The sequence below is a fragment of the Marinovum sp. genome (genome assembly GCF_048263515.1).
In the GTDB taxonomy this organism is placed as follows: domain Bacteria; phylum Pseudomonadota; class Alphaproteobacteria; order Rhodobacterales; family Rhodobacteraceae; genus Marinovum.
This window is the reverse complement of sequence record NZ_JBLXEC010000031.1, coordinates 24,927-35,817: the sequence shown is the minus strand read 5'-3', so window position 1 is coordinate 35,817 and position 10,891 is coordinate 24,927. Positions and strand designations below refer to the sequence as shown.

The following is a 10,891-nucleotide window of genomic DNA, read 5'->3' as shown; positions in this document are numbered from 1 at the left end:
TGCGTCGGCATGGAGTTCGGCGCCTCGGCCGAGGACATCGCCCTGACCTGCCACGCCCACCCGACCTTCTCCGAAGCCGTGCGCGAGGCGGCACTCGCCTGCGGCGACGGCGCGATCCACATGTGAGCCTGTTGCAAGGCTGACCCGAAAACGCCCTCGCAGAGATGCGGGGGCGTTCCCGTTTGCGCCAGACACAAGCCGCGGCTTCGACGGGCCGCGGCGCGGCGATACTCCGGCTGTTCTGCTCAATTTATCCCTGTCACTGGCGCGCTTTGAATGATCGATGCGCTTACGTCACCCGATCGCCGGGCCATGGGGGCGGCCCGGCGAGGGCGCGGCGGCCTGCGGCCTTGTTCCGCGCCCGGGGGGTCTCGTTGTCGCGTGAAGCAAGGAGGCCTCAGCCGCCCTGTCTCAAGACGAGATCATCCCCTGATACTCCTCGGGAAAGTCGTGAAACCCTGCCTCCTGCATCAAGGCGATCGACCGGCGTTCGATGGTCTCTTCCAGCAGCGGCATGAACTCCCCGCGCGAGAGCCCCGGCGCGATCGGCTGCAGGAATTCGATCACCGCCACCCCCGGCTTGCGCAGCACGCCGTGCCGCGGCCAGAAGACGCCGACGTTGGCCGCCACCGGCACGCAGGCCTGGCCCAGTTCGGAATAGAGCACGTGAGAGCCCACCTTGTAGGGCAGATACCGGGTCGGCGCGACCCGGGTGCCCTGAGGATAGATCACCAGCTGGCCGGGGTCCGACAGGCCGGAGGCCACATCGGCCACCATCTTCTTGATCGCCGCACCGCGCTTGCCGCGCGCCACCGGCACGCAGCCGATGCGCCTGGCATATTGGCCCACCACCGGCGCCCAGAGCAATTCGCGCTTCATGATGAACTTGGCCGCCGGCAGCGCCGAATAGATCATGATGATGTCGAGGAACGACTGGTGCTTGGCCGCCACCATCACCTCGCCCTCGGGCACCACGCCGCGCACCTCGGTCCTGAGGCCGAGCATCCAGCCGGCGGTCCAGCGCACCCAGCGGCAATAGGTCTTGCAGGCGAGCCGCGCGCCGCTGCGGCTGGCAAGCGCCAGCGGAAAGAACCCAACCCCCATGATCGCCAGCATCACGTACATCTGGATGTTGAACAGAAGCGAACGGACATATTGCATCAGCGGAGCCCCCCAAGCACGCGCATCGCAGCGTAGCGTGTGGCGGCAAAGGCCACCACCGCCGCCAGCAGCGGCACCACCAGCGGCAGAAGCCAGTGATCGCCCTGGAACCGCAGACCGGTCAGGATGCTGGCCTCGGTGCTGGCGCCCGGCAGAACCAGCACCGCCAGAAGACCGGCCACTACCCCGACGCTGGCGCCCATGGCGGCGCGCAGGGTAAAGCGGCGGACGAAGGCGCGGGCGATGTAGCTGTCAGTTGCGCCCACCAGACGCAGCACCTGGATGACCTGGGCATTGGCGGCCAGCGCGGCATTGGCCGCCAACGTGATCATCGCGCCCATGGTGCCAAAGATCAGCACGATCGCCAGCCAGCCCAAGAGCTTGAGCCGCCCGGCCGCGCTGACCAGCGGCTTGCGCCAGCGGGTGTGATCGTCGAGCACCGCGCCGGGCAGTTCGGCCTGCAGGCGCAGGCGCAGCCCGTCGCCGTCATAGCCGCGACCGTCCTCGCGGACCTCGATCAGCTGCGGCACCGGCAGGCTCTCGACCGGCAGGTCAGGGCCGAACCAGGGCTCAAGCAGGGCGCGCTGTTCGTCCGGCTCCAGCGCCCGGGCCTCGGCGACGCCGCGGGTCTCGGACAGGATCTTGAGCGCCCGGTCGGTCTGCGCCGCCATCTGCGCGGCCGGGGCCGAAATCCGCAGGGTGGCGGTGCCGGCCAAGGCATCGCGCCAGTTCGAGGCAAGCCTGCCGGAGGCCAGCGACAGCGCCAGCGCAAAGACCGCGAGAAAGGCCATGGCCCCGGCAGTGAATACCGTGAGCCGCGCAGTGAAGCCGGTCGGCGGCACCACCCGGTCGGCGCCGGCGTCGAAGGACAGCATGTCGGTGACGGCTTTGACGTCGATCTTCACAGGTCCGCCCCCGCCAGTTGCAGCTTGCGCCCGGAAATCCGCAGCACCCGCGCTTGCACATGATGCTTGGCGGCGCGGATCAGGCTGAGGTCATGGGTGGCGATCATGATCGTCTTGCCCATCTTGTTGAGCTCGACCAGCAGCTGCAGCAGCCGCTGCGACATTTCCCAGTCGACGTTGCCGGTGGGCTCGTCGGCCAGGATCACGTCGGGCGACAGGATCAGCGCCCGGGCCAGCGCGGCGCGCTGACGCTCGCCGCCCGACAGCTCTGGCGGCAGGGCCTGGGCGCGGTGCGACAGGCCCACCCAGGACATCAGTTCCTTGAGGTTCGACTGTGCTGCCAGCTTGTCCTGCCCCGATACTGCCAGCGGCAGCGAGATGTTCTCGGCCACCGAGAGGTGATCGAGGAACTGGCAATCCTGGTGCACCACGCCGATCCGGCGGCGGGCAAAGGCGATGCCGTCTCGATCCAGACTGCGCACATCCTGGCTGAACAGCTTGACCTGGCCCCCGGTCGGCACCAGCGCGCCGTAGCAGAGCTTGAGAAAGGTGGTCTTGCCGGCACCTGAAGGGCCGGTCAGGAAATGGAACGATCCCGGTGCCAGCCTCAGCGACAGATCGGTCAGCAGTTCGCCGCCGCCATAGCTGTAGGCCACTTCATCAAGCTCGATCACGTATGCGCCCCGCCCAGGAAAATAAGGTTCGTCGTCAAGTCGGCCCCGTAATGCAACAGGGCCGCGCCACATGCAATCCGCGCCCTTGACGCCATTGCGCTTTTCCTTGCCGATCTGTGGACTTATGATCCAAGCTGAGGCAGGGGGAACACTCCGAACGATCAACAGGTGGGAAAGATGCGGCTGACGTGCCCGAATTGCGACGCGCAGTATGAAGTTCCGGATGATGTGATCCCGCCGGAGGGCCGGGATGTGCAATGTTCGAACTGCGGCAAGACGTGGTTCCAGCCGGCGGCTGGGGCCGTGGAAGAGGACGATTTCGACCTCGCCCGGCAATCGGCCAGGCCCGAGGTCGAGACCGCGCGACCTGCTCCGCCGCCAGAGCCCGAACCCGAGCCCGCGCCGCCCCCGGTGGCGGAGCCGCGGCCGCGACAGCTCGACCCCGAGATCGCCAGCGTGCTGCGCGAAGAGGCCGAGCGTGAGAGCCGGGTGCGCGAAGCCGAGCGCGGTGCGGTCGAGAGCCAGCCGGACCTCGGCCTTGATGACATGAGCCGCGACCTCGACGAGGAAGAGCTGCGCGCCCAGCAGGCGCGCGACCGCATGGCGCGCCTGCGCGGCAAGGACCCCGACGTTCCGGAGACCAAGGCCAAGGCGGCAGCCGCTGCTGCCGCGGCCAGCGGCTCGCGCCGGGAACTGCTGCCGGACATCGAAGAGATCAACTCGACCCTGCGCTCGACCGACCAGCCGCGCAAGTCCGAGGCCAGCGAGGAAATCGCCGCCGAGCCCGAGCGCAAGGCGCGCAGTCACTTCCGCCGGGGCTTCTCCTGGGTGTTGCTGCTGGTGGCGGTGGCGGCGCTGATCTATGCCTATTCGCCGCAGATCGCCGACATGGTGCCGGGCGCCGCGCCGCTGCTCGACGACTACGTGGCCTGGGTCAACCAGCTGCGCGGCTGGCTCGACAGCAAGGTGCTGGCGGCGCTGCAATGGCTCGACAGCCTGTCGTCGGAAGCGACGCAACAGGCGGGCTGAGCCCGCCTTTCACCCGCCCAGTCAGAACCGGTCGAGCAACCGCTCGAGGTAGTTGCGTTCGATCTCGGGCCGCGCGCCCTCGCCCGAGCGGCGGCGGATCTCGTCCAGCAGCTCGCGGGCGCGGCGGTAGACGTCTTCGCCCTGCAACAGGTCTTCGCCGCTGTTGACGGTGCCGGAATTGCCGGTGTCGCGGCCCAGCGGGTCCTGCCGTTCGCCTTCGCGGGCGCCGGCGGTGTCGCCTTGGCCGCCCTGTTCGCGATGCTCTTCGGCCAGTGCCTCGCCGAGGTTGCGCATGCCTTCGCGCAGCGCGTCCATTGCCTCGGCCTGGCGGTCGATCGCCTCTGGCAAGTCATTGCCGCGCAGCGCTTGTTCGGCGCCATCCATGGCGCGTTCGGCATCCTCGAGCGAGTCCTGCGCCCGGCGGCCGGCCTCGGTGCCCTGGCCCGGCAGCGCACCACGCTGCCGCTCAAGCTCGCGGCGCAAAGCCTCCTGCCGGTCGGCCAAGCCGCCCTGCTGACCGGTCTCGCCCTGCTGCTCGCCCCCGCCCTGGCCCTCCTGCTGGCCCTGGCCCTCGCCTTCGCCCTGCTGGTGCTCCTGCCCCTGGCCCTGCTGGCCGTCGCGGCCCTGGTTATTGGGGTTCTGCCCCTGCTGGGCGTTTGGGTTGAACTGTTCCTGCAGGTCGCGGAAGGCCTGATCGGACAGGCCCTGCTGGTCGCGCAGGGTCTCGGCCAGTCCGTCCATCGCCTGTTGTCCCGGCGATTGCTGGCCCTGGCCTTGTTGCCCTTGCGTGACCTGCATGTTCTCGAGCATCTGCTGCAGCTCGGCCAGCGCCTGCTCGGCCTCGGCCATGCGGCCCTGCTCCATCAGCTCCTGGATGCGGTCCATCATGGCCTGCAGGTCGTCCTGCGTCATCTCCATCATGTTCTCGGGGTTCTGCGCCTGTTGCTGGCCCTGTTCCCCCTGTTCGCGCTGTTGCTGTGCCAGCTGGCGCATGTAGTCCTGGGTGGCCTCGCGCAGCTCCTGCATCAGTTCGGCGATCTCCTGTTCCGAGGCGCCGTTCTTCATCGCCTCGGCCAGACGCTCCTGCGCCCGGCGCAGCCGTTCCAGCGCATCCGACAGGTCGCCATCCTCAAGCAGCACCGCCAGGTCCCACATCGCCGCGGCCAGTTCGTCGCGCTGAGCGGTGGTCATGCCGGCGTCGGCAAAGCTTTCGAGCCGGCGCTGAATGGTGCGCATCCGCAGATAAGGTACGGCAGACCGGAACAGGTCGTCGGGCCGGTGGGTGACCGCGCGCAGGATCATCGCGATGTCGGGGGCATTTTCGCGCGACCACAGCAGCGCGCGGCGCTGGTCGATGATCGCGGCGGCGAAGGGGTCGAAGAAGCGTCGGCCGGGCAGCGGCGCGGCGATCACCTCGGGCGCGCTGGCCTGGTCGCGGTCGTCGCGCACCTGCAGCTCGATCTTCACCGGAAGATTGGCCCAGGGATGCTGCGAGAAATCCTCGATCAGCGTCTCGTTGAATTGCGCGCGAGAGCCCGAGATCGGCAGCGGCAGCGGCACGGTGATTGCCTCGCGCGGCTCTGGCTCGGCGGCCAGCAGGTGGCGGCGGTCGATCTGGGCCAGGTCGAGCGTGATGACCGCTTCGCCGGAGCGGATGCCGTAATCGTCCTGCGCCTCGAAGGGCAAGGACATCTCGCCGCGCGCTGCGGTGGTGATCTCGTCGATGACGCGGACCTGCGGTCGGGTGTCGGGGGTCAGGGTGATCTGCCAGCTGCGCCCGCCGGGGCCTTCGATCGTCAGCCCGCCGGGCTGGCGCACTTCAAAGCTTTGCGAGGCTTCGGCGGCGCTGGGCACCTCGGCGGTGCGGCCAGAGACCGTTTCGCTCACCGTCAGCGCGCCGACCTCGCCGTAAAGCCGCAGGGTGATGCGGCTGCCCTCGGCAACCTCGAGCGTCGCGCCGGATTGATCGGCGAGATAAAGCGACGGCAGGCCGGTATAGGCCGGCGGCTCGACCCAGCCCTCCCAGGTCGGGCCAGAGGCCAGCCCCTGCCCGCCAGCCGCGACGCCGGTGACGGAGGAGACCTTCCAGAACGAGCCAAAGAGCAGCGCCACCGCCAGGGCCAGCACCGCCACGTAGCGCAGGGCATAGGGGTCGCGCTGCGACACCCGCAGGTCGGGCGAGACGGCGCGCGCCTGCGCTGCGCGGGCGGCCATGCGATCCTGATGCGCCCGCCAGACCGCGACCGAGGCAGCATCGCTGCCGCCGATCATCTGGGTGTCACGCAGGGTCTGAAGCGGGCGGCCCTTGAGCGTGGCGTCCAGCCGGTCCAGCGCCTCTTGCCGATGCGGCCAGCGGAAGCGGCGGAGGCCAAGCCCGAGTGTCACCAGAGCGCCAAGGCCGAAGACGACGATCAGCGTCCAGACCGCTTCGAGCGGCAGCAGGTCCTGCACCCCCAGCATCAGAAGCGCCAGCGCCAGCAGCAGAACCGACCAGAGCGGCCAGAACGCGCGGGTCGCACGCTCGGCCCAGAGGCCGAGATGGGTCAAGGTCACTGCGCCGCGTATGCGGCTTACACTCTCATGATACCGTGTCGTCCGGGGGATGATACCGCTCCACTCTGACCGGCCCGGACGCGGGAAAGCGTCAAAGCCACGCCGGGATGGTATCGCGGTTTATCATTTCGTCAAAGGTCGGACGCGGTCTGATGACAGCAAATTTATCGTCCCGCACCAGAACCTCGGGGATCAGGGGGCGGGTGTTGTATTCGCTGGCCATCACCGCGCCATAGGCCCCGGCCGAGCGAAAGGCCACCAGATCACCGGGCAACAGCGGCGGCATCATACGGCCCTTGGCAAAGGTGTCACCGGATTCGCAGACCGGACCGACGATGTCATAGGCGGTCTGCTCGACACCGGCCTCGGGCTCGATCACCGGCACGATATCGTGCCAGGCGTCATACATCGCCGGGCGGATCAGGTCGTTCATTGCGCCGTCGAGGATCAGGAACTGCCGGTCTTCGCCCTGTTTGACGTAGATCACCTTGGACACCAGAATCCCGGCGTTGCCGGCGATCAGCCGGCCCGGCTCGATCTCGACCTCGCAGCCGAGGTGCCCGACGCACTCCTTGATCAGCGCGCCATATTCCACCGGCAGCGGCGGCGCCGCGTTGGAGCGGGTGTAGGGGATGCCGAGGCCACCGCCGAGGTCGAGGCGCTGGATGTCATGGCCGTCTGCGCGCAGGGTCTCGGTCAGCTCGGCCACCTTCTGATAGGCCAGCCGGAAGGGTTCGAGCTCGGTGAGCTGGCTGCCGATATGCACATCGATGCCGATGACCTTGAGGCCCGGCAGGCTGGCGGCATGGGCATAGACCTCTCGCGCGCGGGAGATCGGGATGCCGAACTTGTTTTCGCTCTTGCCGGTGGCGATCTTGGCATGGGTCCTGGCGTCGACATCCGGGTTCACCCGGATGGTGATCGGGGCTTCGACGCCCAGCGACGTCGCGACCTCGGAGATCACCGCCATCTCGGGCTCGCTCTCGACGTTGAACTGGCGGATGCCGCCGGTCAGCGCGGTGCGGATCTCTTCGTGCGTCTTGCCGACGCCGGAAAAGACGATCCTCTCGCCCGGCACGCCGGCGGCTTTCGCCCGGGCGTATTCGCCGCCAGACACCACGTCCATCCCCGCCCCGGCCTGGGCCAATGTCTTGAGGATCGCCTGGTTAGACGCCGCCTTCATGGCGTAGCAGACCAGATGCGGCACACCGTCGAGCGCGTCGTCGAACAGGGTGAAATGGCGCAGCAGCGTCGCTGTGGAATAGAGATAGAACGGCGTACCGACCGCGGCGGCAATCTCGGCCACGGGCACGTCTTCGGCGAAAAGCGCGCCGTCGCGGTAGAGAAAATGATCCATGGCGGCGGTCATAGCAAAACCGCGGCCGGGATCAATGGGCGATCAGCGCCGCAGGGCCACCTGCAGCGCCCGGGCCTGCCGTTCGGCCACGGCGCTGAAGCGCCGGGCAAAGCGCGGGTTCATCACGCCTTCGCCGCTGGCCAGCTGATACAGCGCATGGCGCGGCGCGCCGGTGCCGCTGACGATCATCGGGCCTTCGGGGGTCAGCCCGATGTCCCAGCCCATGATGCCGCAATCGGGCAGCAGGGTATGCGCCGCGCAGGCAAGATCAAGCACAGCGCGCCAGTTCGGCAGCTCCTGCCCTGCCAGCGGCTTGCCGGTAACCGGGTGATGGTCATGCCAGTCGCTGTCGGGCCCCCTGCCACGCCGACACTGGCCCAGCGTGCCGCTGGCCAGGTCGATCGGGCAGAGCATGCGGCTGTCGCCCGTCACATCGGGCAGGCAGGCCAGAGCATAAAGCGCGCCGGGCGCCTGCGGCTCGTCGGCCAGGGTGACGACGCGCAGTTTCACGAGGCCCGAGCCTGCCAGACCGGTGATCTGCGGGTGCTGGCGCAACGCGGTCTGGAACACCAGGCCGGTCTTGCCGTGATCGCGCATGATCTCTTCGGCCAAGGCGGCCAGTTCGGTGAAGCGGCCATTGGCGAAGCGCAGGAAGCGGCCTTCGTCGTCGATCCGCTCGATCCGCTGCACGCCGGTGCTGAGCTTGCCGAAGGTGGGCTTGGCCAGCAGCGGATAGCGCGCCCGATTGGCGAGGAATTCCAGCACCTGCGCCATGTGCTTGAGCCGCAGCACGCCGCCGAACTCATGCGCCTTGCCGACGGTGGCCTGGGTCCTGGCGGTGGGCAGGCCACGCTCGGCCACATAATGGATCAGCGCCACCTTGTCGGTGACGATGGCGTCGTGGTCCCAGACGCCCTCGGGCGAAAGCGAGAGATTGAGTTCGCGGCTGGCCTGTTCGCCCAGAAACCGCGCCCGGCATTGGCCGGTGTGGGCGCTGTCGTAGAGCCCGAAGTCGTAATATTCGCCAGCGCCGATACCGGTGCCGCGCATCCGAAGCGCGAGGATCTGGGCATATTGGCGCAACGGTCCGACGCCATGTTCGCGGGCGACCCGCATCACCCGGCCCTGTCCTCCGGCCTGCGGTGCAGGCGGTGCCGGAACGGCTGATTTACTGGCAAAAACATCGGTCATGGCGCGCTGTGGAATCCTCGGCTGAGTCTCGCCACAATTTCACAGGCAAATATGGCCGCAATGCGGCGCGCCGGTCCCGTTGCACGGTAAATTAAGCGTGACAGGACGCCCTAAGGGATAGGTCGGCTGCGCAGGAACAGGTAGAGCGGCAGACCGCAGGACAGCCCGATGAGAAAGGTCGCCGGGATCGCCAGCAGCGCCTCCCAGTTGCGCCGGACCGAGACCTCGGCGAGGACCCACAGGGTCAGCGCCAGAGCGGCGATGGTCAGGTCCCAGACCAGCCCGCTTGTCGCCGCATTTGCGTGCCATGCGGCGACAAGTCCGGCAAGGTCAAAGCCGTTACCAGCGAACCAGCCAAGGAAATAGGCCATCGGGTGCAGCGCGCCCCAGAGCGCCAGGGCGAGGTAGAGCCAGCGGAGGGGCGAGATGCCGGCCATGCGCTCAGTTCGATCCGCCGGTCACACCGACCTCGGACGTGCCGGTGACGGTGACAGAGACCGGCACATCGCCTTCGGGCCGCGTGGGCGCGCCGTCGACGCCGCAGGCGGCGAGCCAGAGCGCTGCCGCCAGAAGGCCCAGCGCCCTCATGCCAGCGCCTCTTTCCAGCGTGCCACCTGTTCGCGGACCCGCTCCGGCGCGGTCCCGCCATAGGATGTGCGCGAGGCTACGGAGTTGTGGACGCCCAGCACGTCAAAGACCTCGGCGGTGATGTGTTCGTGCACCGCCTGCATGTCTTCGAGGCTGAGGTCCGGCAGGTCGCAGCCTTTGGCCTCGGCCTTGGCCACCAGCGATCCGGTCACGTGGTGCGCGTCGCGGAACGGCATGCCCAGCACCCGCACCAGCCAGTCGGCAAGATCGGTCGCGGTCGAGAAGCCGGTGGCGGCAGCGGCCTCCAAGCTTTCGCGATTGGCGGACATGTCCTTGACCATGCCTTCCATCGCCGCCAGCGCCAGCATCAGGTTGTCGGCGGCGTCGAAGACCTGTTCCTTGTCTTCCTGCATGTCCTTGGAATAGGCCAAGGGCAGCCCTTTCATCACCGTCATCAGCGCCACGTTGGCCCCGAAAATCCGGCCGATCTTGGCGCGGATCAGCTCGGCCGCGTCGGGGTTCTTCTTCTGCGGCATGATCGAAGAGCCGGTGGAGAAGCGGTCGGACAGCGTCACGAAGCGGAACTGCGCCGAGGACCAGATCACCAGTTCCTCAGCGAGACGGCTCAGGTGCATGGCGCAGATCGAGGCCGAGGACAGGAACTCCAGCGCGAAATCGCGGTCCGACACGGCGTCGAGCGAATTGGCGGCGGGGCGGTCGAAGCCCAGCGCCTCGGCCGTGGCGTGGCGGTCGATCGGGAATGAAGTGCCGGCCAGCGCGGCGGCGCCCAGCGGGCATTCGTTCATCCGGCGGCGGGCGTCCTGGATGCGCGAGCGGTCGCGGGCGAACATCTCGACATAGGCCATCATGTGGTGGCCCCAGGTCACCGGCTGCGCCACCTGCAGGTGGGTGAAGCCCGGCATCACCCAGTCGGCCCCGGCCTCGGCCTGGGCCAGCAGCGCCTTGATCAGCGCGCCCAGCGCCTGGTCGACGGCATCGAGTTGATCGCGGGTCCAGAGTTTGAAGTCGGTCGCCACCTGGTCGTTGCGCGACCGGCCGGTGTGCAGACGGCCGGCCGGTTCGCCGATCACCTCTTTCAGCCGTGCCTCGACATTCATGTGAATGTCTTCCAGAGCGGTGGAAAAAGCGAACTCGCCCCGCTCGATCTCTGACAAGATCGTGAGAAGCCCTTCCCTGATCGCCTCGGCGTCTCTACCGTCAATGATGCCTTGGGCGGCCAACATGGCGGCATGGGCGCGCGAGCCCTCGATGTCCTGCGCGGCCATACGCTGATCGAAGCCGATCGAGGCATTGATCGCCTCCATGATCGCGTCTGGTCCAGCGGCAAAACGGCCGCCCCACATCTGGTTTGAGGATTTGTCTGACATGAAGCTCACTCGTCGGGGATTGAATGCATCGGCTCTTGCTGCCGC

General features: G+C 68.0%; 10 protein-coding genes and 1 pseudogene. 2 read left to right on the top strand and 9 right to left on the bottom strand.

Annotated features, from left to right (window positions below; all coding sequences use genetic code 11):
* A pseudogene (locus ACN0SE_RS19460) lies at positions 1 to 126 on the top strand (dihydrolipoyl dehydrogenase); the annotation flags it as partial.
* Between the two features lie 285 nt (positions 127 to 411).
* Here ACN0SE_RS19460 and ACN0SE_RS19455 read toward each other — a convergent pair.
* Genes ACN0SE_RS19455 through ACN0SE_RS19445 form a run of 3 tightly spaced genes read right to left on the bottom strand, consistent with a single transcriptional unit; the run spans position 412 to position 2,740 of the window.
* Positions 412 to 1,161, bottom strand: coding sequence for a lysophospholipid acyltransferase family protein (locus ACN0SE_RS19455; RefSeq protein ID WP_417526193.1), 750 nt, complete (start codon positions 1,159 to 1,161; stop codon positions 412 to 414).
* Entirely contained in the window at positions 1,161 to 2,036 is an 876-nt protein-coding gene (locus ACN0SE_RS19450; RefSeq protein ID WP_417526195.1) for a cell division protein FtsX, read from the bottom strand. Before ACN0SE_RS19450 ends, ACN0SE_RS19455 begins: the two co-directional genes overlap by 1 nt.
* Before the next feature lie 26 nt (positions 2,037 to 2,062).
* Complete coding sequence (locus tag ACN0SE_RS19445; protein WP_417526192.1) at positions 2,063 to 2,740, bottom strand: cell division ATP-binding protein FtsE; 678 nt, start codon at positions 2,738 to 2,740, stop codon at positions 2,063 to 2,065.
* Positions 2,741 to 2,917: 177 nt separating this feature from the next.
* Between ACN0SE_RS19445 and ACN0SE_RS19440 the strand changes: the two genes are divergently transcribed.
* Complete coding sequence (locus tag ACN0SE_RS19440) at positions 2,918 to 3,769, top strand: zinc-ribbon domain-containing protein (RefSeq protein ID WP_417526191.1); 852 nt, start codon at positions 2,918 to 2,920, stop codon at positions 3,767 to 3,769.
* Positions 3,770 to 3,790: 21 nt separating this feature from the next.
* Here ACN0SE_RS19440 and ACN0SE_RS19435 read toward each other — a convergent pair whose 3' ends face one another.
* The 6 genes from ACN0SE_RS19435 to argH form a co-directional block, all read right to left on the bottom strand.
* Positions 3,791 to 6,373: a TIGR02302 family protein gene (locus tag ACN0SE_RS19435; protein ID WP_417526194.1), complete on the bottom strand. Its 2,583-nt coding sequence runs from the start codon at positions 6,371 to 6,373 to the stop codon at positions 3,791 to 3,793.
* Positions 6,374 to 6,413: 40 nt separating this feature from the next.
* The gene (gene lysA, locus ACN0SE_RS19430) at positions 6,414 to 7,679 is read right to left on the bottom strand and encodes a diaminopimelate decarboxylase (RefSeq protein ID WP_417526190.1); all 1,266 of its coding nucleotides are present in this window, start codon (positions 7,677 to 7,679) and stop codon (positions 6,414 to 6,416) included.
* A gap of 42 nt (positions 7,680 to 7,721) precedes the next feature.
* Positions 7,722 to 8,870: a sugar-transfer associated ATP-grasp domain-containing protein gene (locus tag ACN0SE_RS19425; RefSeq protein WP_417526189.1), complete on the bottom strand. Its 1,149-nt coding sequence runs from the start codon at positions 8,868 to 8,870 to the stop codon at positions 7,722 to 7,724.
* A 110-nt stretch (positions 8,871 to 8,980) separates the two neighbouring features.
* Entirely contained in the window at positions 8,981 to 9,307 is a 327-nt protein-coding gene (locus ACN0SE_RS19420; RefSeq protein ID WP_417526188.1) for a DUF2834 domain-containing protein, read from the bottom strand.
* A 4-nt stretch (positions 9,308 to 9,311) separates the two neighbouring features.
* A complete protein-coding gene (locus tag ACN0SE_RS19415; protein WP_417526187.1) occupies positions 9,312 to 9,458 on the bottom strand; it encodes an argininosuccinate lyase in 147 nt (48 codons plus the stop codon).
* The gene (gene argH / locus ACN0SE_RS19410; RefSeq protein ID WP_417526186.1) at positions 9,455 to 10,846 is read right to left on the bottom strand and encodes an argininosuccinate lyase; all 1,392 of its coding nucleotides are present in this window, start codon (positions 10,844 to 10,846) and stop codon (positions 9,455 to 9,457) included. The genes ACN0SE_RS19415 and argH overlap by 4 nt, the downstream gene beginning before the upstream one ends.
* Positions 10,847 to 10,891: the final 45 nt, after the last annotated feature.

What these genes read in the sequence shown, in the direction of transcription:
- ACN0SE_RS19420 (WP_417526188.1), bottom strand. Translation starts at nt 9,307, where the DNA reads ATGGCCGGCATCTCGCCCCTCCGCTGGCTCTACCTCGCCCTGGCGCTC.
- ACN0SE_RS19425 (WP_417526189.1), bottom strand. Translation starts at nt 8,870, where the DNA reads ATGACCGATGTTTTTGCCAGTAAATCAGCCGTTCCGGCACCGCCTGCA.
- argH (WP_417526186.1), bottom strand. Translation starts at nt 10,846, where the DNA reads ATGTCAGACAAATCCTCAAACCAGATGTGGGGCGGCCGTTTTGCCGCT.
- lysA (WP_417526190.1), bottom strand. Translation starts at nt 7,679, where the DNA reads ATGGATCATTTTCTCTACCGCGACGGCGCGCTTTTCGCCGAAGACGTG.
- ACN0SE_RS19415 (WP_417526187.1), bottom strand. Translation starts at nt 9,458, where the DNA reads ATGAGGGCGCTGGGCCTTCTGGCGGCAGCGCTCTGGCTCGCCGCCTGC.
- ACN0SE_RS19450 (WP_417526195.1), bottom strand. Translation starts at nt 2,036, where the DNA reads ATGCTGTCCTTCGACGCCGGCGCCGACCGGGTGGTGCCGCCGACCGGC.
- ACN0SE_RS19455 (WP_417526193.1), bottom strand. Translation starts at nt 1,161, where the DNA reads ATGCAATATGTCCGTTCGCTTCTGTTCAACATCCAGATGTACGTGATG.
- ACN0SE_RS19440 (WP_417526191.1), top strand. Translation starts at nt 2,918, where the DNA reads ATGCGGCTGACGTGCCCGAATTGCGACGCGCAGTATGAAGTTCCGGAT.